Source organism: Hymenobacter sp. YIM 151858-1, assembly GCF_025979705.1.
Classification (GTDB): Bacteria; Bacteroidota; Bacteroidia; order Cytophagales; family Hymenobacteraceae; genus Solirubrum.
This window is the reverse complement of the sequence record NZ_CP110136.1, coordinates 1097424-1118307: the sequence shown is the minus strand read 5'-3', so window position 1 is coordinate 1118307 and position 20884 is coordinate 1097424. Positions and strand designations below refer to the sequence as shown.

Sequence of the window (20884 nt, the reverse complement as noted above, 5' to 3'; positions counted from 1 at the left end):
CAATTGAAGATGCGCCCAGCGTACGGGCACTGCTACTATCGCTTGAACATGACGGTGGTGTTTAGAGACCGGATGAAGGGAGTTGTCGTAGAGTGTATCAGGACTTAAATATACTTACAATTTTGCAACAGTGTTGCATATACATGGTAAAATATTTTCGCGAACAAAAAAGCCCGAAGCAGAACCTCGGGCCTTTACCAAACACGTTGCCTGATTGGGGTTCAGGCCACCCTATACAAAAGCGCCAGCAGGGCTACGGCGCGCAACACGAAGCTCAGCCGCGAGGGTTCCAGCCCTGCCTTGCCTGCTACGTAACGAATGGCTTTATCGGTCAGGCTCGTTGTGCCCACGCTCAGCAGCGGCTCGCTCGCTCGGCTCACCTGCTTGTTCATCAGGTTGCGAACAAGGTTGAGCACGGGGTCGAACAAGGCCAGACGCAGCAGCATCGCGCTCAGCCACGGCTGCTCGTCCACGAGCGCCACGACCACAAGATACAACGCGAGCCCGGCGTAGTGGAGGGCGTAATCAATAATTTTCGCCCACGTCGGCGGCACGTACTCGCGCAGCAGCCACGACAGAACGCCGTGTTGAGCGCCCGCCCCGAGCAGGTAAGCCAGCAGCGCCAGCATTAGCGCGCGCGGCCGTTCAGAACCCCGTCCAACACGGCGTTCACATCCACAGACTTTTTCTGGCGAACGGCTAGGTCAAGCAGCTTTCCGTCGATGTAGCCCTGTCCGAAAAGCGAACGGGCGCGCACACGGGCCTTGCTCAGCGCCTCATATTCTTTGCGCTTCTGCGCTTGCCGATCCAGCCACCAGTTGTAGACCGACGCGGCAACGATTGCCACCACGCCAAGGGCGAAGTAGACCACCGACACATAGGTAGGCCAGCCGTAGCCGCCCGTAAACTCGTATTCAACGGTGGGTACGACGGCAGCAATTGCCAGCGCAACAGTAGCGGGGAATTTGAGTTTGTTGTAGTTGATTTTCATGGCTAGGCAGCTAATGACTGGTTGGTGTAGGTGAACGTCAGGTGGGCAACCACTCCCTCTCCTTTGGCCCACACAAAGGCTTCAGCGGAGCGCAGCGAGCCCACGTATCCTTTCTGGTGGTGCCACGCATCGACGGCGGACAACGAGCGCATGTAGCGCACGGTCAGGCCGATGTTTTCGTGGATGGTGCGGTACTTAAATTCCTTCTTGTGGTGGATGTGCGCCAGGTGCGCCTCGCGGAACCGCGTGGCGGCCCACATCGCCGGCTGCTCCTGCGCGAAGATCATCGGCAGGTTGCCTTCTTTCTCGTCGCTGCCGTGGGTATACATGATGGCGCAGTCGTGAAACTGCACGTACTTGCGGGGGGAGAACGAGGCGTCTACCTCCACGTCGGCGCAGCCGCTGAACGTGGCTTCCAATACCTGTCCCAAGTAGAACAGGCGCTGAAAATCGTGGTTGCCGGGCACCATCACCACTTTTACCTTGAAGCCGCGCTGGCGCAGGTAATTAACGGTGCTGGCAACCAGCGTGGCGCCGGTAACGAAGGTGCGCTGCCACCGGCCCGCCTCGTGCTGGGGCGTGCCCTTGGTGGTGGCGTTCAGGATGGAGTCGGAGTTGTAGAAGTCGTTGCCGACGGGCAGGACGATGGTGCCAATCGGGTAGCCCTTGGCGCGTTCGAGCAGCGTTTCCACCGCCATCTTATAGAGCGCGCAGGCGATTTCGAGGCTGTAGCTCTCGCCGGATTCCAGTGGATCGGCCACCTTGCCCAAGTGCAGGTCGAAGATGTCGATTTCCAGCATGTAGTTCTCGCTGCCCGCCAAGGGCTTCGGGCGGAAATTAAAGCCCTGGGGCTTAACGATGGGCGCGAGCGCCTTGGCAATTTCCTCCACGGTCAGTTCCGTCAGGCGCTCCACGGGCTTGAGCCACGCCTTGACCTGCCAGTTGGTCGCCACCTCGGGGCCGTTGTCGCCCTTCATGGTCACATCCCACTTGTTTGCCACCCAATTGCTTACCTCCCACTCCAAGGGGTTTACCTTGGCGGCGGCGAGCAAGCCATCGAGCGTACGGATGGAGTTGGATTCGGTCACGTAAATCACGCGCTGCCCGTCCTCCATCGCGTCGTTTACTTGCTCCTCGGCTGCGGCCTCGGCTTTGGCGGGCTCGCCCGCGCTGCGGAACTGCTCGCGCCGAACCGCTTGCAGCACGTTAAACGAGGCGCGCGGCGCGTTCTTGATTTCGGGGTGTTCGCGGAAAATAATCTCGCGTATTTGTTCCGCGCTTTTAAAGGGATAACGCTCAACGTACTCCTTCGCTAACTGCGCGTAGGCGGGGCCGGTGGTGGTGGGCATCGACGGGTGGTTGGTCTACTGTAAAAGTACAGCAATTACAGAAGTAATTGGCTGTGAGGAGCAATTATTTTTCGACTACTTCACGCTGGCCCACCACGCGGCGACATCAAATGACGGACAGGCTTTTTTCACGCCGGGAAAGTCGCGGTGCCCCACCACCTTGGCATTGGGGTACAGCGCCAGCCACGCCGTGATAATACGCTCCAATTCCGCCTTCTGCTGGGGCGTGCGGTTGTCCAGCGCCCGGCCTTTGGCATCAACGCCGCCGATGTAGCTAACGTGCAGGCTGTTGCTGTTGTGGCCCGCCACGCCGTTGGTAACGGCGCTGTCCGGCGCTAACCGCACGGTGGCCCCGTTGGGCGGCACGACTTTGTGGTAGCCCACGGTTCGCCAGCCTTTTACCTCCCGCCAGTAGCGGGTAATGCTTTCGACCGTAGCGGTTTGCGGGGTCGCCGTGGTGTGAACCACGATGTAATCAATGCGCCTCATGCTTCGTCGTCGGGCAGTTGGTTGTTTACGGGGTGCTCGCCGGTCTGCACGTTCACGTTCTCGGGGGCTTTGCGCGCCTGCCAGAAGCCGCGCTCCATAATCAGCGACAGCAGCGTGTCGCCCACCGAGGCGGCGAGCACCAGAAAAAAGTTGGCGTAGGCCAGCGTGTCGATGCGCTCGGGGTTGGGATAGCCTTGCAGGACGATGCACCACGGCAGGCCCACCACCGTCAGGCCCGCGAGCAGGGCAATGACGGTGAAGATGTTGAACACGCCGCGCGCGTCCTTGAAAAACTGGTTTACAGCCACCGTCCGCGAATTAGTTTGTGGAGGCCCAGCACCAGCAGCAACAGCAGCAACAGGCCGCCGAGGATGTACGCGCCCGCTGGCAGGCCGCTTTTGACGCTGTGGTTGGGCTTGGTTTTTACGTTGGACTTGTCCTTGGTCACGGGCTTTTGCTTGCGCACGGACTTGTCCTTGGCCTGCGAGTTGTCGGCCTCGGCGGTGGCCTGCTCGCCCCACGCAAACGCGCCGTCCTCGACGATTACCTTTTTGGGCACGGCGGGCTTTTGGGCCTTCGCCACGCGGGCGGCGGCTTTGCTTTCGGCCTTCAGGTTCTTGCGGTACTGCCGGGCCTCGGGCCCCGTAAGCGGTACTGCCGGGGCGGCGGGGCTTGGCGCCGGGGCTTGCGGGGCTTCCACGCGGGGCTTCGGGGCTTCCGCCACGGGCTTGGTGGGTACGCACGCGGCGCAGGCGGCGAAGGCGAAACAGGCGAGCAGGTGCTTCATTTGGTGAGGAGTTCGATGAGTAATTTGACGCCCACGGCAAAGCTGCCGCCCCCTATCCCCGCGCCCACCCCGTAGCCGATGGCCCGGTTGACAACGCCTTTTTTCCAGTCGTCCAACCCGTTGATGCGCGAGTCCAGGTGCTCGCACTTCTTCTGCATGTCCTTGAAGTCGTCGGTGAGGCCGGGGCGCTCCAGGCCGGGCTCGCGCTGCCCGCGCAGCAGCAGCTCCAGCTTTTGCAGGAGGATGATCTGGTCTTTCTGGCCGGTGGCGATGCCCTGCATCTGGTGCTTCATGGCATCCATGTTGCGGTCGTTCTCGTCGAGCCGCTGATCGACGCGGCCCTGCCAGTCTTTAAACTCCTCGAAGCGCAGCATGAGAAAATCCAGCCGCTCGTCGGGAGAGTGCGTAACGGTGCGCGGGGGGCGCGGAGCATTCGGGGGCATGGCTATAAGTTACGAAGGATTAGACGGACACGAGGCCCACGGCCACGCCCGCGTCCTCGGCGTCCTTGCGCCAGAAGTGGTAGAGCCGGTCCTGGTTGGCCTGCGTGATAAAGGCGCTGGGAAACAGCAGTTGCTGCGCGCCCGGCGCGTCCTGCCCGAAGTCGTTGCGGCTCGTGCCGTTGGTGGCAAACACGCCGAGCAGGTTATCCTTCACCACGTTGTCGCGGTAGTAGGCGGCGGGGCGGTTGAGGTAGTTGTAGAGCGAGAGGCCCTGCGAGTGCGAGCCGTTGGCCGTGCCGTCGGGCTTGCGGCCCGTGCTCACGTTCACGTTGCGCTCCATACGGTTCTCGTAGCCGCCCGCGAGGTTGAACCCGCCGAAGGTGGCCCCGGCCGAGTAGTTCTCGATCACGTCCACGTAGTGCGGGTCTTTGCTGCCCACCGCGTCGGATTGCAGGTCGTTGTCGGTGGTGATCGAGGAGCCCGTGCTGTTGCTGGTCGAGGGGTGGATGTAGAGCCCGTGCTGCATGTTGCCCTGCACGCGCAACCGGCGGGTCGGGCGGCCCGAGGTGCCGTGCAAATTGATGCCGTCCTGCTGCGAGCACTGGCCGGGCTCGTTTTTGATGTAGTTGAACCGCACGTCGGCCGTCACCTCGAAGCACTGCAAGAGCTGAATGCCGTTGCCGTACTGGTCGGTGTTGCCGTTTTGGTCGAGCTTCTGCACGTTGTGCAGGTAGTTGCCCTGAATCGTCAAGAGGTTCGTCTGCGAGCCGTACCGATCCACGAGAATCCCCAGGATGTTCTCGAAGTAATTGTTGCGCAGCGTCGTGGTGGCCGCCACGCTGCTCAGCAGGTCGATGCCCTTGCCGGGGTAGCCCGCCTGCCCGCTCGGCGTCTGGTAGCCGTAGAAGCCGCAGTTGTACACGTCGAGGGTGCAGGAGGCGTTGAGGCCCCAAAACTCCAACAGGCAGGAGGGCGCGAAGCCCGTGAAGTTGCAGTTGCGCACGATAACCGTGCAGTTGCTCAGCCCGTTGGCGTGTACCTTCAGGGCGGGCTGGCCGGCGTTGTTGTTGTGGAAGTTGCGGTTCTCAATGACCAGCGTCTGCCCGCTCGCGCTCGGGCTGATAACCTGCGTGCCCGTTTCCCAGCTTGTCGGCTTGGGGCGGCGGGGCAAGGGCGGGTAGGTCTTGGGCAGCGGCCCTTGGTAGTAGCCGAGGGTGAACCGGGGGTCGAGCACCACCACTTCCTGCTGCCACGCCTTGACGAAGGCGGGCGTGTTTTTCAGGCGCACCTTGAACACGCCCGCCGCGTAGGCCGCCGTACTCACGCCCGTCAGCACGGGGCTGTCCTGCCACTGCTGCGTGTTGGGGTGCTGGTACTCCAGGGCCACCCCGGAGGCCGGGGTGGTCGTGGCGGTAACGGTGACGGTGTTGGGCATTTACGAAGCGGTAACGGCGGTAATCGTAAAATCCTCGGCGGTGCCCGGCTCCCCGGCCGGGCTAGTTAAAAACCCAGGCGCTCCCCGTCCAGACCTCTTGTTTGCCGAGTTCGGTGTTGAAGTACGGCCACGGCCCGGCGAAGCCCGCCAGGTTGGGGCGCTGCGCCGTGGTGCCGAGGCCCGTGCCCAGGGGGCGCCACTTCGGGGTCGCGTACTGCACGCTCTGGCCCTGGCTGTAGTCCTGCGGGCCAGGGCTCACGTACACGCCGTTCTGCCCGTCGAAGCCCGTTACCTGGTAGACGAAGTTGCCGATTTTCAGGTAGGCCCCGTTGGCGATGCCCAGCGCCGCCCAGCCCTGCGAGAGCTGGAAGGTGGGGCCGTTGCCGTTGGCCGTGACGCCGGCGGGCAGGCTGGCCTTGACCCCGCCCTGCACGCATACCCAGCCGAGCGGGCTGTTTTCCGCGCCCGAGGCGGCGCTTACCTGGTCGTTGACGCGCACGGCCGCGCCGGCGGGCAGCGCGTCGTAGAACGCCTGCGGGGTGGCGGCCACGGTTTCCAGCCGCGCCCCGAGGTAGCGGTGGCTGGTGTGCAGGCCCGGCACGGGTATCACCCGCTCGCTGACGACGTGGCCGGCCTCGGCGAAGGTCAGGCGGTTTTGCTCGCCCTGCCCGATGTCGGAGCCGCCGTAGCCGAACACCCACGCCCCCGCCGCCGACTCGCGGAAGCGGAGCATGTCTTTCTGCGGGTTGGTGCTCAGCTCCGTGAAGGCCACCGGCCAGGTGCCCGAGGTGGGCTGGTAGGGCTCGGGCGGGCCGTAGCGGAACGAGCGGCCCTGGCGTTCGAGGATGGTGGCTTCCAGCTTGAGCACGTTGACCTTCTGGCCCACGGCCGGGATGCGGTTGGCGTCCGCGTCCGAGTTCATGGTAAACCAGAGCTGGTTGCCCGCCCGCAGCTCCACCGTGGCTTGCAGCACCACGTAGCGGTCACGGGTGGGCGTAAAGGTCAGGCCCTCGCGGTTGAAGCCGAAGCGCCCGATGCCGAAGTTGTTCATCTGCGAGCCGATGATGACCAGGCCCGGCCCGTCCCACGGCTGGCCGTCGAGGCCGCCGATCACCACCGAGTTGGCTTCCACGAAGCTGTTGCCCTGGTTGCCCTGCTCGGAGTAGCAGAACGACCAGAACGAGCGGGCGTTGAGCGAGCGGGTGCGGAACGAGCCGATGGGCAGGTAGTCGTGGCCGAAGATGTTGTTGATGGCCAGCTTGTTGATGCGGCGGCCGTTGCGCGTGCCGTGGCAGCCGTAGAAGCCCGAGCCGAGGAAGGAGTTGTCGTCGATGCCCCACAGCCCGTTCTCGCGCACGGACAAGCCCACCACGTTGGTCTGGTTGCCGTCGGCCCCGACCATGTAGAGGCCGCAGCCGCCGTTGTAGTCGAAGTTGCAGACGCCCGTGATCTGGGAGTTGTCGGCGATGAGCGCCCCGCCGCGCGGCTCGATGGTGGCCGTCCACTTGCCCGAGGTGGGCATGTTCGGGATGGGGGCCCCCGTGACCAAATCCACGAGGTTGATGGCGAAGCCTTGGTTGACGTAGCCCGTGTTCTGGGCCGTGGCCCCGTTGATGGTTACCTTCCAGCCGTTGCCGACGCGGTACTGGTCGCCGGGGTCGTCGGGGGTAAACAACTGGTTGGCCGGGGGCTGGAAGGGCGAGAGCGTACCCGTGATGTCGAACTTGACGCCGGGCATGTACACCTCGGGCGAGCCGTAGATGCAGACCCCGTGGCCGGAGAACTGCTGCACGTCGCAGTTGTGGAGGATGAACTGCCCCCAGCCGTTGATGCCGTTGAACTGGTAGTTCTCGTAGTCGAGCGAGGCGTCGCCGAGGGTGCGGCCCGCGTCGGGGTTGGGCTGCCCGTTGGGCTTGGTCGCGCCCGTGTGCAGCACCCGGCCTTCGAGCAGGGAGTCCGAGCCGGGGCCGATGTAGCGGATGTTCTCGGACTTCCACAGCCCGCGCGCCGTGCCGCCGTTGAGCTGTACGCCGATGCAGCCCTCGTCGAACTTGAACACGGTTTCCTGCTCGCCCACGAAGTGCGCGCCCGTGGCCGAGATGTGGATGGCGACGGGCGTGACGCCGAAGCAGTTGTAGCGGGCGGGCAGCGGGCCGAAGCGGTAGGTGCCCTGCGGGAAGAAGAAGGTCGTGTTGGGCGGCAGCAGCTCCATCGCCCGTTGCAGGGCGGCTTGGTTGCGGGTGCTGTCGTCGTTTTTGACGCCGAGCGAGAGCACGTTCACCGGGCCCTGCACCACGCGCTTGAAGTACTCGGTGCCGATCTTCTTGTAGATGGCCCCGTCCACGAGCGAGTCGGTCATGGCCTGCCCGTTGGCCCACTTGGTGACCTTGGCGTAGGTAAGCGCCTCGCCGGTCAAATCGTCGAGGATGCCGTAGTAAAAGTCGTTTTTGCGTTGCGCGGTTGCCATGCGTAGGGGCGGGCGTTAAGTCAGTTCCGAGAGCAGCACGAACTCCGTGGGGGCGCCCTTGGCTTCGGTGGTGGGAATCTCGTAGGGCACCTGCTTGCTGAAGAGCACGTAGGCCACCCCGTCGTCGAGGCGGGTGAAGGCGTTGAAGGCCGAGCCGGGCACGAACGGGGCGAAGTTGCCCTGCGCCGTCATGCGGAAGATTTTCTCCACGTTGCCGAGGAAAGCGGCCTCCGTGAGCAGGAGGCCGCTGCCGCGATAAGTGAAGGTTTGCTTGAGGTTCGTAATCGTCGCCATCGGCGGTTTTTTTAGCGGGTTAGGCAACCATTCAGGGCGGGTTCTGCGTAGGTTTGCGGTATGCTCAAGATTCTACCTCTCGCCCGCCGCCTGTTTGCCTGGGTGTTTAGTTCCCACCCCAACTACAAGCCCGCGCCCTATCCCTTGGACGACGAGGAGTACGCCGTGCTGCTGGCCCACGAAGAAGCCGACCAGCAGCAGGCGGCGGCAGCGGTTAAGCGGTTACCAAATTCGGGCCGCTGATCTTGGCGCTGGCGAGTACGCCCGCGCCCAGGAAGGCCGCGTCTACCCGTAGCGGCCCGCTGATGACCGGCAGGGCCACCTCGTCGAACTGCGTTCCGTTGATCGAGTAAATCACCTTCGATTCGCTGCCGTTCTTGCGCAGGGTAATCCGCACCTTGTCGCCGGGTACCATGCCAGAACCATTGTTGCCGTTGTACCAGTTGCCCGTTTTGGCCGAGCCAAAGGCGCGTATCTGGCCCGACAAGATGTGGACGCTGATCTGGTGGTCGCCAAAGTCAGAGGCGGCCGTGGCGTGGTCGGAAAAGCCCGTTACGTACTGGTCGCCGCGCGCAATGTCGTCGATAGTGAACTCGTAGTAGCTGTCGGTGGCGCTGGTCTGCAAGTTCACCGCCCGCGTGGAGTAGGCCCCGCCGTCGGTGGTGGCGTTCAGGGTGTTGCCCGTGGCGCTGATGCCGGTGGTGAAGCCCGCCCAAACCACGTCTTCTACGGGGATGGGGGGCGGGGCGATGACGGGCAGCGTGTATTCGCTGATGGTTACCACGCCCGTCTTCGTGGTCAGGCGCAGGGCCTTGTTCACGAGCTGCGCCATGACCTTGTAGCCATCGGGGGCGATGTGCAGCTTATCCGGGTTGAAAACCCGCGTGTCGTTGCTGTCGGCGGCTTCGTTGAAGTACTGGCTTGAACGAATGTCCAGCACCATGTCCGAGCCGTTGCTGCCCACGTTGCTGCGTTGCAGTACGGCAATATCGGCGGCCTGCTGGTTGCGCAGCGGCGTGCTCGTATCCAGCGGCGTCATGGTAAACGAGGCCACCTTGAAGCCCAGCGCCTTTACCTGCTGCTGCAACTCGACTAGCTGCGCGTACACGTTCGCCGCAGCGGTGCCGTCCGTGGTGGTGTTGGTGAGTTCCTGAATCAACACCCATTGCTCCTTGCTGCTGTCGCGCAGGGGTTGCAGCGCGTCCGATACCCGCGCTTTGAGGTAGGTAATGTTCTGGCCGGGGTAACCCAGCACCGAGCGGAGCGTAACGCCCGACCCACTCAGCAAGGTTACCGCCTGGTCGGCCCAGCGGTCGGATTGGTTGGTAAGGCCGTAGCCTGCTGTAATGGAGTTGCCAAAGGCGATGTACTCCACCGGCAGCGGGGCCGCTGGCGTTACCGTGAACACGCCCGCCGTGAGCGAATTGCCGGGGTAGTTCAGCAGCACGTTGCCTGAGCTGGCACCCGCAGGCACGGCGGCCGTGAGCTGCGTGCCCGCGCCGTTTACCAATACCGTGATTTGCCCGGCCCCGCCGAACGACACCGATTGGATTTGGCTCAGGCCCGTGCCCGTGAAGGTAACCGACGTACCCACCGGGCCGCTGGCCGGGCTCATGCCCGTAACGGTGGGGGTTACCACCGCCGCGTTTACCGTAAGCGTCACGGGCGAGGAGGTGTTGCTGCCTCCTTTGTCGTCGTAGACCTTGGCCGTGATACTATAAGCTCCCGCTGCGGGCGACCAGGAGTAGGCGTACGGCGAAACGGTGTCCTCCCCGAGCAAGGTGCTGCCGTTGTAGAACTCCACTTTCGTTACGGTGCCGTCCGAGTCGGAGGCCAGGGCCGTAGCCGTGACCTGCTGGCCCGCCGTAACGTTGGTGGTGGACAGAGAGAGGGCCACCGACGGGGCTTGGTTCGCGGGTGCCTGGTCGGGCATCGTCAGCAGCAACTCGCTGCCGGTTGTAAACGCCTGCTTGGCGTAGATTTCGTACACCTGCCCCTTTACCAGCGTCTTCACGCCGGCAAAGGAGTTAAGAATGGGGGTGGCGTTGGCGGGCTTGGAGGCGACGTGCCCCTGCCGGTTGACGGAGGGCTCGTAGATGCCGCCGACGTTGGCGAAGGTAAACCAAGGCGGCAGCGTGCCCGCCCCTGACCCGGCAATGGTCAGGGTGGGCGCGTTCCAGATAACGTAGGAGAAGTACTGCGGGATGGAAGCCATTAACCGATGCTGGTAAATTGCCCGTCGGGCGTGTTCTGGAAGGTCGTCACGTAGGTCTGCCCGTTATGCACGAAAGCGCAGGGCTTGCCCAGGGTGTTCGGGTGCAGGCTCACCTGCCCGATCTGCGCGCCGCTGACCGAGGGCGCCATCACGGCGAAGGCCGGGTCGCCGCCCACCACGTCGGCCGCGTTGAGCCGGAGCTTGGTGCCGATGTTGGCCGAGAACACCAGCGACTTGAACTCGGCCTGGAAGCTCTGGCCGTACACGACCGCGCCGGCCGTGTTCTCGTCGATGATGGTGTCAAACGAGAGCGGGGCGGGCTGCACGCCGAGGTTCTGCACGGCGGTTTCCGCGAACAGGCCCTGCTGGTCGTAGACGCGGCCCTTCAGGGCTTTCGTGCCCGTGGCGGCGGGCGTGTAGGTCAGGGCGAAGCCCGAAGCGGTCAGGGTGGTGCTTTCGGCCACCTTCACGTTGCCCTCGTACAGCTCGGCCTTGGTCAGCCCCTTGTCGTCGGTGCCGTTGACCGTGGCCGTGACGCTGGTGCCCACGTAGGTCGAAGGCGTGGAGAGTTGCAGCGTCGCGCCCGAGGGGGCCGCGTTCACCGCGCTCACGGTTACGTTGCGGGCGGGCGAGGTGCCCGTGCGCGGCCCCGCCGTTACCTTGGCGGTGTAGGCGTGGTTGCCCACGGGCGGGGTCAGGGTGAGCACGTCGCCGTTGGTTTCGCCCACCTTGCTCGGTACGCCGTTCTGCGTGTTGAAGAACTCCACGGTAACGGCCGTGCCCGGCGCGAGGTCGAACGTGGGCGTGAGCGAGAGCGACTGGCCGTCGGAGAGCGCCGAGGCCGAGGCTTGCAGGCCCACGGTGATCGGGCTGGTGTTGACAACCGGCGTGCAGACGAGCAGCGCCGTCGCGGCCTCCTTGGCGGCTTGCAGGGCGAGCTTGTCGGCGTCGGCCTGGTCCTGGGTAGAGGTGCGGGTGGCTTCGCGGGTAACGCTCGCGCCCGTGGTGCCCTCGCCGCAGACGGCCGTAAAGCTCTTGGTGGCGGTAAACACGGCGGCGGAGAGCGCGCCGATTTCCACGATGAGCTGCCAGCCGGTCGCGCCTTGGCCCGTGAAGGTGTACACGCTGGTCTTGCCCGTGCCCTGCTGGTGGTAGTACATCTGGCCGGGCTTGCCGGGGTCGGCGCTGGTCGGGGCCGCCGCCTTGATGATGGGGGCGGGCGCAATGACCTTGCGCAACTCGCTGATGTCGTCGATGTAGGTGGGGGTGCCCGCCGCGTTGGTCAGTATTACCCCCTCGTTTTCGGCGATGGGCACGCCCGCCGGCCGCACAAACAGCGGGTCGTCGGGCTTGATTTCGATGAAGTTGTCAGCCATGTGTTAAGCAGGGATTACGCCGTAGCCGACGCAGAAAGGCCGCCCGTGCAGGTGCAGGGCGCGGCCGTTGAGAAACAGAATCCTGGGCACCACCTTGCCGCCCTGCGCGGGCACGGGCGGCACGCCGGGCTGGCCCCACGCGTTCAGCTCGCTCGTCGCGAGGCCGTAGGTTTCCACGAGGTAGCCCGTGGTTTGCGCGGCCGAGGCGGCGTCTTGGTCTACGGCCACCGCGTCGAGGCCCACGGCAAGGTCGAGCAGGCGGCGGTAGTGCCCGTGGGCGAGCTGATCCACCCCCCGCTCTTTGGCGAGCAGGGCGGCGTCGGCCAGTTCCATGATGCGGCGCTGCGCGGCGGCGTACACCGCGTTCCAGTTCAGGGGGCTCACGGGGCGAGGTGCGATAAGGCGGTGGGGGTAGCTTCGCCGGGCAGGGCGGCGAGGGCGGCGGCGTACACGGCGGCCTTTTCGGGCTGGCCGAGGTCGGCGGCGGCGAGCAGGGCGCGGTGCAGGGCGAGCCGCTCGGCGTCGGCGTCGGGCAGGCGCTGGGGCTTGGCGACCTGCAAGGCGGTGTAGCGGCGCACCTGCGCGCGTACCTGCTGCTCCACGCGGCGGTAGACGGGAATAAAGAGGCGGGCCGCGACGGCGCTGCTCACGCGCACCTCCACTTCGTAGAGGCCGTCGGCGGCGGTCAGCGGCACGGCAATGGTGGCGCGCACGGCGGCCTGCGTGACCCCGCAGGCGCGCCACGTCGGGTCTTGGGGGCGGCGGAAGCGGGCGGTGAGGGCCTGCCCCGGCCCCGCTTGCAGGTCGGCGTATACGGTGGCTTCCTGGGCCTTGAGTTCGTAGCTCACGCCGGGTTGCAGCCACGGCCACCCTTGCGCGGGCGTGGTCAGTTCAGCGGCAGCGACGCGCGGGGCGGGCAGGCGCTTGAGGTGCTGCGCGGCTGCGACGTTGTTGCCTTCCTTGAGGGCGGCGCGGGCCGAGGCCAGCCGCAGCCAGAAGCGGTAAAACGCCTCGCTCGCCCCGTGCAGGTCGGGCCGGGCGCGGTGGCGGGCGTAGGTTTGGGCCAGCAGGGCAGCGGCGGCGTTCAGCATTTACAGGCGGGGCGTACCGTCGTCGCAGAGCGCGGCGGCGGCGTGGGCGAGTTTGGCGGCGTTGACGGCGGGGTGGGTCAGCCCGGCCGCGTGGCGGCGGTGCAGCTCATCCGCGAAGCCCCACTTGGCCGGTAGTCCCTCGCGGGTCTGGGCCACGGCCCCGGCTTTCACCGCCTTGTCGAGCGTGGCCGTGGGCCACACCGAGGGGCGGGTCAGGGAGGCGTAGGTGAGGAAGTTCGCGGGCTCGGACACGGGGGCGTCGTAAGAGGCGGGGCTGGACATGGTTGGCGGTGGTGTAGCGGTGTGATAACAAGGTACAAAAAAATCAGAGCGGACTAGACGGCCCGCTCTGACGTTTGCGTACTGCTACAGCAGTGGTTTAATACTCATCTTCTTCGGGGAGCTTCACCCGTGCGGCGGGGCCGAACACCTTGATCTTGGCACGCTGGCCGGCGAGGCGCGTGGCCCTGCTGACGATTTTGCGCGCCCTCGGCCGGGGCGACCGCTCGATCAGCGCCAACTGCTTGCCGAGCAGGGCCCGCAGGATTTCGCCGCGCGCCACGAGAAAGTCGTGGTACTGCTCGGGCGTGGCGGGCTCCTCGGTGCGGGTTTCGAGGTTGGCAATGGTCAGCGTGCGGCGGTCGGGTATGGAAATAAACGCCCGCTTCTTCAGCAACACCGCCCAAATCCGCTGCGACTCGGCCGAGCGCGGCTGGGGCTCGCCGAACACGCGGTCGGTATCGACGACGATGCGCTCGCCCAAGGCATCCACGGCGTCGGTCAGGCCGCGCCGGGCAAACGGGATGTCCTGCACTATCACATCCAGAATGCCGTTTACCTCCTTCTTGGGCATCTCCGCGATGTTCTGCGCCGTTTTACTCAGCTGCGTGGTCAGCGCGCCGCCCGGCAACAGGTAGTTTTTCAGCGAGTTGCCCACGAGGCGGTTGCCGTACTTGAGCAGCGCGTCGGAGTTCGGGTTGTTGAAGGCGTCCAAGCCTTCGTAGAGCCCGCGCGTACTGGTCAGGTTCATGTTGTACTGCGCCGTTTTTACCGCCAGCAGAAACGCCCGGTCGGTCATATCGCGGTCAGCCCACGTCTTGCCCTCGAACTGCTCCATGTCGCGGATGGTGCCCGCCGCGACCATCGCGGCGGCCCACGGCATTCCCTGGTAGCTGACCGATACGCCCGAGCCGCGCTTGCGCACGCTGTACGGGCGGTTGCCCGCCTGCATCCACTGCTGGCGCTTGGCGAAGTCGCGGGGGCCGTAGCCGGTGATTTCGAGCTGCGGCTGCCCTTCCTCATCCTTGTCGTGCGACCAGGCGTAGAACAGCGCCATCAGGGCGAGGCCCGCCGTGGCGCGGATGGCGGCCTTGGATTTCTCCTCCGGGGTGTAGGGGTCGTAGAACTGCCCGTACGCCTTGTTGTGGAAGCCGATGCCCCCCTTGATGGCCCGAAGGTAGCCGAGCGGGGTGTATTCCAGCGCCCGGTTGGCGATGTTGGCCGGTACGCGGGTGTACGGGGCAAGAAACATGAGCGGGCGGAACCCGTAGATGCTCAGGCGGGTAGCTTGGCTGATAACGCCGGCCAGCGCGCCTACCGTGCCTTTGGGCGCGGAGTTGAAGGTGGTGCGGCGGGCCCAGCGCAGGCTGTCTTCGCGCAGGGCAGCCGGGCGGCTTTGCTCCACGATTTCAAACACGCGGCGCTTGTAGTCGCGGCCCTGCAAGCCTTCGGCTTTGGCCTGCTGCTCGGCGGCGGCGAACCGCTCTTTGGTGCCGTAAAGCGTTTCGCTGGCTTGCTGCCAGATGGCTTTCGTGGGCTGCCCCTTGCCTTGGCGGTCGGCTTCCATCATGGCGTATTCCCACGCCCGCATCTCCTTCGCCCCACCCGTAAAGAAGGCATCCTCCGCGCGCAGGGCGCGGCCGACGTAGCGCAGCAGCTCGGGGTACTTGCTCAGGTAGGCCCACAGCTTCTTGACGCCCGAGGCGGTGGCCGGGTCGAGGGCGCGGTACACCTCCAGCTCGGACGGCACCTCGACCTTGTAATCGCTGTAAACGTTGTGGCCGGTCTGCCACACGTAGCCCGCGTCGCGCGCCCCTTGGGCAAAGCCGTGGGTCAGGCCGCGCCACGGCGCGAAAGCCGCCAGGCTGCGCGTACGGCCGAGCTGGTACAAGGTGGAGATAATATTCTCCTCCAAGACCGCGAGGCCCGTGGTATACATATTGATGGCGTGCGTCTTCGGCCCCATCAGACCGTGCGCGTACCACATGGCGTTTGCCATGTCCATAAAGGAGAGCCCCGCCACGCGGGCCTGCGCCTTGAGCAGTTCTTCGGTGGCGGCAATCTTTTGCCAGCCTTCGGGCGCGGCCTGCGCTTTGGCGGCCAGTTGGCGCAATTGCTGCACCTGCTCGACGGTGAGTTCCGGCAAGTCCAGCTCCTTCGCCACGAGGCCCACGATGCGCTCGTCGGAGGTGGGCGAAAGCGCAAACAACTCCTGCACCTTTTCCAGCGCCGTCCTGGTCTTATTGGGCAGGCGGTAGCGCACGAGGCGGCTGTAGATGCCGTCGAGGATGCTGGCGCGCTTGGCTTCGAGCTGCTTGGCGAACTCCTCCTCCACCACGGCGGCGTAGTACTGCGCCTGCTGCGGGCTGAGGCGGGCGCGCTTCACGAGGTAGGCGGCCAAGTCCTTGCCGGCCTGCTGCTCGTCGACCAGGAACTCGCGGGCGAGCTGGTCGAGGCTGACGTCCGCGCCTTTCAGCCCCTCCTTCACCGCGCCCGTGAGCTGGGCGTCGGCGTAGGGCTGGCCGATGACTTCCTGGTAAAAGTCTTCCAGCGCCTCGTGCATCTGCTTTTTCTGCGCCGAGGAGGTGTCGGGCAGGTTGTCGATCAGGGCTTCCGTGTCGGCCTTGGCGCGTTCCCACACGGCGGCGAACTCCGCTTGCCGCTCGATGGCTTCCACCACCTGCTGCGCTTGCGTGAGGCTGGGCTGCTTGGGCGTCTTGGGTAGGTTCTGCTGCACCTTCTTCAGCAGGGTTTGCAGCATCCGCTTTGTGGGGTCGGCCTGCACGTCGCCGTCCTTGTCTTCCACGAGCTTCACCACGCGTTTGGCGAGCGCGGCGGCTTGCTCCTTTTCCAGCGCGAGGGCCACGCCGTCGGGGCCTTCGGTGCCGTCGATGGCCGCGCCCCGGCTGACGAGTTCGGCCTTGGCTTCCTCGTAGAGTTGGGCGAGGTGGGGCTTGACGCGGGCGCCTACGTCGCGCAGCACCTTCTTGGAGAAGTCGGCAAAGCGGCGGGCCCCGGCCTCGATGTGGTAAGCGCCGAGGTACACCAAATCGGGCGGCAGGGGCGTGGAGAACGCCAAGCCCTTCAGGCGCTTTTTCAAGTCCTGGTAGCCCTGCTTGGTGAAGTAGCGGTTGGTGGCCCCGTAAGCTGGGCTGTCGGGGGCTACGGCCGAGGCCGGGTCGGCTTTGGGCTTGGAGCCGGTTTGCTGCCATTCCACCACGCGGGCTTCGGCGTCCTGCACGGCGGCGGTGTTCAGCGCCGCGTCGAGGGCTTTCTTCTTGGCCGTGCGGGCGCGCTTGGCAACGGTCGCTACCACCTTCCGGGCCTTGCCGAGCTTGCTTTCGCGCTGCTCGCGCACGGCCTTCTGGGTGTCCACCACGACGGATGCCGGCGAGTGGGTCGCCGCCGCCAGCAGCTTGTAGGCGTTCAGTTCTTGGCCGAGGTCGGTGCCGCGCTTGGCAATGGCCTCGGCTACCTCGAACGCCTTCTCGTGCAGGGCGTCGGCCGCCGCTTGGTCGCCGCGCTCCAGGGCCGCGTCGATTTGGGTGTTGAGCACGTTGAGCACCTTTACGCGCAGGGCGGTGCGGGTGTCGCCGTTGCGCAACAGGGTGCCGCTCACGGCCGCGTCGATGGCGTCGTTTAAGCTGAGTACCTGCATCTGCCGCTCCACGAACGCCTCCGCGTCCGCGAGCGAGCGGGGCTCGTACTTGTCGAGGCCCGTTTCCCTGATGCGCTCCACCAGCCCTTCCGGCGAGTTGGGATCGGCGGCGTACCGCTCCATTGAGCGGCGCGTTTTCGCGTTCTCGGTGAGCGGGGCCTCCTCCGGCTGGGGCAAGGTGGCAGCCTGCGCGGCGCGGCCCTGCACCATCTGCACGAGCAACGCCAAGTCGTCGTCCGAAAGGGTCGTTTCCTCGCGGTTGCCGACCTCGGCACGGAAGCGGGCAATCACGTCCTCGGCACGCACCACGCCTTCCTGCACGTAGGTTTTGACGATGCGGGCGGCGGCAATGGCAATGTCCGGGTCGAGGCCGATAAACGAGCTGTTAAGCTGCGTCTTGGGCTTTTTAAGCAGGCGCTTGAAGTCCTCGATAGCGGCTTGGCGCTCCTGCTCGATGGCGGCGAGGCGGTCGCTTACTTCGGCTGGTTGGCTTGCAGCAGCAACTCGCGGAGTTTGCGCACCGCGTTGATCTGCTTCTGGTTGGGGAGCGGCTGCGGGGTCGGGTGCGGCCCCGGCTGGTCGATTGGCTGCGGTTTGCTCGGTAGCATAGGTGCGTAATTTCTGGAATGCTTCGGAGTTTACCGCCTCCGCGCCCAATAAGTTTGCGGCGGCGGGGCCGTTGAGCTTGTCCGCCAGTTTGTTTAAGTCGATGTTGCCCTCCTCGTCGGCCACCACCGAGTCGATAAAGGCGGCGAAGTCCGGCTCGGCCGCCAGCAGGTCGGCAATGTCTTCGTCCGAGCGGGTATCCTCGCCCCACGCCCGCATGTCGCTCGGGCGGGCGGCCTCGCCGGTATACACCGGGTACGGGCCGATAAGCGGGTCGTCCACGGTGAAGTAGCCGCGCTCGGCCGCCTCCTCGGCCCGCTGGATCAGGGCTTCGGCCCGCTTGGTGTGCTTGCCCTGCTGCACGTCCTTGACGGCGGCTTGCAGGTCGCGGGCGTTGGTAAAGCCGAGCTGCTTGAAGTTCAGGGCGGGCAGCATCGTGGCGGCGTTGCCGTCGATCATGTCCACGAGTTCGCGCGTGGCCTGCTGCACTTCGGGGCGGCGCTCGGCGAGCGGGGCGGAGGTGGCGGGCGAGGTGAGCGTGGTAGCCGCTTTGGTGCTCGTCACGCGCTTGCCGTCCTGGGTGGTGAGTGAATACTTGCCGTCGCCGCGCAGCTTCGCCACGAGGCCGGATTCGGCCGCCAATTGGGCAATCTTCTGCCGGAGCTGCGCGCCCTGCCTGCCGTTGCGCTGCGTGCCGCCGAGGTTGTTGTACTCCTGCACGGTCGCCACGAGGGAGTTGTGGGCTTTCTCCCGCTTTGCCTCCTGCTCCTGCTGGCTGCGGGCGGCTTCGGCCTGCTTGACGGCGGCCTTGTACTGGCTGCTGCCTTCGCTGAGCGCGGCCCCCGTCTTGTCGTTGGTTACGACCCAGCCGCTTTCGGCCAGCTGCACCGAGTACGTGCTGCGGCCCACGCGGGCGGCGTAGGTGGGCGCGTTGTCGGCGGGCAAATTCCCCTGTCCGCTTTCCGGGGCCTGTCCACTATTTGTAGACGCGGGGCGGTTGTCCCACTCGGCGGCGGCCGGGTCGAGCAGCACGGCTTCGCTCAGGTCGGGGCTCTGGCTATCGGGCAGGATCAGCGCGTCGTAGCCCGCCTGCCGGGCCAGTTCCGCGCCGTAGACCTCCAGCAGTTCGTAGCTGTCGTGGTAGCGGCCGTAGTCGGGGCCAGGAAAGCGGGCTTCCAGCTCGGCGGCCAGCTCGGCTTTGGGCAGGGCGGCGAGGCGGCTGAACTCCGCTTCGGGCACGAGGGTTTTGAGCGCGGCGACCCCGGCCGAGGCCGCGCCGGTTTCGCGCCAGCCGAAGCGGGCGTGGCGCACGGTGGTTTCGGTCAGGCGCAGCGGGTTCTTCGGCCGGGCAACGCCCGTGTAGCGGGTGTCGCCGTCGTCCTCGAACGGGCTGGTGAAGTTGGCGGGGTCGGCGGGCGTGGAGACGTACAGGCCGTGCGGCTTGGGCTGCGCGGGGTCGAAGTCTGCCTGGTCGATGCGAACGATGGGAAACTCCTCGCCTACCCTTGTTTCGGCAGGTTGGGGCGCGGCTTCCGGCGCGGCAGGGGTTTCTTCGGGTAGTGCCCCGACTGCATCCGCGCTTTGTCCTGAAAGTACTGGTGCCAGCCCTCCATCTGCGGGCACTGCCACGTCGGCGGTTCCAGGTACAGCGAGTTCAGCAGGCTCGGATTCGTCAAGGGCGGCAACAGGTTGTTCATCTACCTCGGGCGCGGTTTCTACCAATGTACGCAGGCTTTCGGGCACTTCGAGCCCCGCCGCTTCGATAACTTCAACGGCGTGCTCGGGCTTGAGCTTGCCCGCCTGTACGGCGGCTTCGATTTTGCCCGCTTGCAGGGCGGCGGCCACTTCCACGGGGCGCACCACGGCGGGCGTGCCGTCGGAGAGCGTTACCGTTAGCTCCTGCGGCGCGGCCTGCCCATCGGCAGTGCTGACCTGATTGGTAGCGGGGTCGAGCTTCAGGCCCTCGATGGAGCCCGCCATTGCCGTGCCCACCAAGCCTTCGATGCCCGCCTGCTTGAGAATATCAAGGGCTCCCTGCCCGTAGCCGTTTTCCAGCGTGCCGAAGGAGCCGTTGCCCTTGGGTTGGCCGAGGTTGCCGCTGGCCGCGTCGTAGGCATAGTAAGTGGCGTTTTCCACCGCCGACTGCGCGGCCTCGGTGACGCCCTCGGTTTTGGCGCCTTGCAGCACCGTGCGGCCGGTTTGCTTGGCGGCGGCTACCAGCTTGGGCATGACGCGGCCCACGGCGGCGGCGATGCCTTTCTCGCTCAAGTCCTCCCCTGCTTCGCGCAGCACGGCTTTGGCAAGGCCCGCCTGCGCGGCTTTCTTCGCCAGAACACCTTCGAGGCCCACCTTATCGAGCAGCATCAGGGGTACGGCCAGGGCGGTGGCAAACACGGCTTTCTCGTCGTCGTTAAGCCCGGCCTGCTCAGCCGCGTCGTACACCCCGCCGTAGGCATCGGCCCCGCCCACGAGCATCGCGCCGGGCGCGCCGGCCACGCGGCCCGCAATCATCATCTTGGAAAGCGAGCCGAACGCCGACGAGGCGAGGGCCGTCCACGCGGCCCCCGAGGTGGGGTGTTCCAGCACGTCCTGCTCGTAGGCGGGCGGCAGGTAGGCGCGCAGCTCGGCCGCTTTTTTGCGCCACTTATCGGCCAGCTCGTCGCTCCACTTGTCGTCGGTGGCGGGTTCGCCCAGCGCGCCCCGGCTTTGCACCAGATCGCCCGTGCCTTCGAGCAGGTTGGCGAAGTTGCGCATCGTACCCGGCACGATGTTGTTGTAGGCCCCCGTGGAAAAATCCGAGAGCCATTGCAGCACCGTGCCGGAGCCGGGTACGCCGAAGCGATCCATCGCGCCGGTTATTGCCAAGGAGCGGTAGTAGTCGTCCTCGCGCTTTTGCTGCAAGGCGGCCTGCTCGGCGTCGTATTCGGCCGAGGCTTGCTTGATGCCCGCCAGCGATTCGGGGGTGGGCACGGTTTCGCGGGGCATGAACGTGCCCAGCGCGCCCGTGGCCTGCTCGGCTTCGGCTTGCAAACGGTAGGCCGCGTCCTGCTCGCTTTCGCCCGCCTGAGCGAGCGTGTCGGCTACCGGCTCACCAGCCGTAGAACCAAGCGGTGCAGGCGTGCCAGTAGGCGGCGAAGCGGGCGCAGGCGTAACGGATGCGGAGCCGGACTCTTTTTTTTTTAGCCCCTCGGTCAGCTTCAGCTCGAAGGTGGCGTAGTCGCCCGGCACGTCCGCGCCGTCCTTGCTGAGCTGCTGGTATAGGCCCTGCATCCGGGCGGGGTCTTCCAGCAGCTTCGTTTCAAATGTGTTGTAGTCGGTTGGTGCGTCGCCGTATTCCTTGACCAGAAAGGCGTGCAGGGTTTGCAGGCGGGCGCGGCCAGCGGGTTGTTGCGGATCGGGCATGG

General features: G+C 65.7%; 17 protein-coding genes. 1 reads left to right on the top strand and 16 read right to left on the bottom strand.

Going from position 1 to position 20884, the window contains the following annotated elements:
* Nucleotides 1–221: 221 nt before the first annotated feature.
* The 10 genes from OIS50_RS04880 to OIS50_RS04835 form a co-directional block, all read right to left on the bottom strand.
* Entirely contained in the window at nucleotides 222–629 is a 408-nt protein-coding gene (locus tag OIS50_RS04880) for a hypothetical protein (RefSeq protein ID WP_264693208.1), read from the bottom strand.
* Nucleotides 629–991, bottom strand: coding sequence for a hypothetical protein (locus tag OIS50_RS04875; RefSeq protein ID WP_264693207.1), 363 nt, complete (start codon nucleotides 989–991; stop codon nucleotides 629–631). Before OIS50_RS04875 ends, OIS50_RS04880 begins: the two co-directional genes overlap by 1 nt.
* 2 nt (nucleotides 992–993) lie before the next feature.
* A complete protein-coding gene (locus OIS50_RS04870; protein WP_264693206.1) occupies nucleotides 994–2340 on the bottom strand; it encodes a hypothetical protein in 1347 nt (448 codons plus the stop codon).
* Nucleotides 2341–2415: 75 nt separating this feature from the next.
* Entirely contained in the window at nucleotides 2416–2829 is a 414-nt protein-coding gene (locus OIS50_RS04865; RefSeq protein ID WP_264693205.1) for an N-acetylmuramoyl-L-alanine amidase, read from the bottom strand.
* Nucleotides 2826–3137, bottom strand: coding sequence for a hypothetical protein (locus OIS50_RS04860; protein WP_264693204.1), 312 nt, complete (start codon nucleotides 3135–3137; stop codon nucleotides 2826–2828). Before OIS50_RS04860 ends, OIS50_RS04865 begins: the two co-directional genes overlap by 4 nt.
* The gene (locus OIS50_RS04855) at nucleotides 3128–3616 is read right to left on the bottom strand and encodes a hypothetical protein (protein ID WP_264693203.1); all 489 of its coding nucleotides are present in this window, start codon (nucleotides 3614–3616) and stop codon (nucleotides 3128–3130) included. The genes OIS50_RS04860 and OIS50_RS04855 overlap by 10 nt, the downstream gene beginning before the upstream one ends.
* A complete protein-coding gene (locus OIS50_RS04850) occupies nucleotides 3613–4059 on the bottom strand; it encodes a hypothetical protein (protein ID WP_264693202.1) in 447 nt (148 codons plus the stop codon). Before OIS50_RS04850 ends, OIS50_RS04855 begins: the two co-directional genes overlap by 4 nt.
* Before the next feature lie 19 nt (nucleotides 4060–4078).
* The gene (locus OIS50_RS04845; protein ID WP_264693201.1) at nucleotides 4079–5494 is read right to left on the bottom strand and encodes a right-handed parallel beta-helix repeat-containing protein; all 1416 of its coding nucleotides are present in this window, start codon (nucleotides 5492–5494) and stop codon (nucleotides 4079–4081) included.
* Nucleotides 5495–5555: 61 nt separating this feature from the next.
* Nucleotides 5556–7961 carry a pectate lyase family protein gene (locus OIS50_RS04840; protein WP_264693200.1) on the bottom strand — a complete coding sequence of 802 codons (2406 nt, stop codon included), beginning with the start codon at nucleotides 7959–7961 and terminating at the stop codon, nucleotides 5556–5558.
* A gap of 15 nt (nucleotides 7962–7976) precedes the next feature.
* Nucleotides 7977–8255, bottom strand: coding sequence for a hypothetical protein (locus OIS50_RS04835; protein WP_264693199.1), 279 nt, complete (start codon nucleotides 8253–8255; stop codon nucleotides 7977–7979).
* A gap of 60 nt (nucleotides 8256–8315) precedes the next feature.
* On the opposite strand from OIS50_RS04835, the gene OIS50_RS04830 reads away from it, so the two are divergent.
* Nucleotides 8316–8498, top strand: coding sequence for a hypothetical protein (locus OIS50_RS04830; protein ID WP_264693198.1), 183 nt, complete (start codon nucleotides 8316–8318; stop codon nucleotides 8496–8498).
* On the opposite strand, the gene OIS50_RS04825 is transcribed toward OIS50_RS04830, so the two are convergent.
* The 6 genes from OIS50_RS04825 to OIS50_RS04800 form a co-directional block, all read right to left on the bottom strand.
* Nucleotides 8470–10470 (bottom strand): Ig-like domain-containing protein, encoded by a 2001-nt coding sequence (locus tag OIS50_RS04825; RefSeq protein ID WP_264693197.1) that lies wholly within the window; start codon nucleotides 10468–10470, stop codon nucleotides 8470–8472. The genes OIS50_RS04830 and OIS50_RS04825 overlap by 29 nt on opposite strands.
* Complete coding sequence (locus OIS50_RS04820; RefSeq protein ID WP_264693196.1) at nucleotides 10470–11846, bottom strand: hypothetical protein; 1377 nt, start codon at nucleotides 11844–11846, stop codon at nucleotides 10470–10472. Before OIS50_RS04820 ends, OIS50_RS04825 begins: the two co-directional genes overlap by 1 nt.
* 3 nt (nucleotides 11847–11849) lie before the next feature.
* Entirely contained in the window at nucleotides 11850–12230 is a 381-nt protein-coding gene (locus OIS50_RS04815; RefSeq protein WP_264693195.1) for a hypothetical protein, read from the bottom strand.
* Nucleotides 12227–12937: a hypothetical protein gene (locus OIS50_RS04810; RefSeq protein ID WP_264693194.1), complete on the bottom strand. Its 711-nt coding sequence runs from the start codon at nucleotides 12935–12937 to the stop codon at nucleotides 12227–12229. Before OIS50_RS04810 ends, OIS50_RS04815 begins: the two co-directional genes overlap by 4 nt.
* Complete coding sequence (locus OIS50_RS04805; protein ID WP_264693193.1) at nucleotides 12938–13219, bottom strand: hypothetical protein; 282 nt, start codon at nucleotides 13217–13219, stop codon at nucleotides 12938–12940. It abuts the gene before it with no gap.
* A 97-nt stretch (nucleotides 13220–13316) separates the two neighbouring features.
* Nucleotides 13317–20882, bottom strand: coding sequence for a hypothetical protein (locus OIS50_RS04800; RefSeq protein ID WP_264693192.1), 7566 nt, complete (start codon nucleotides 20880–20882; stop codon nucleotides 13317–13319).
* Nucleotides 20883–20884: the final 2 nt, after the last annotated feature.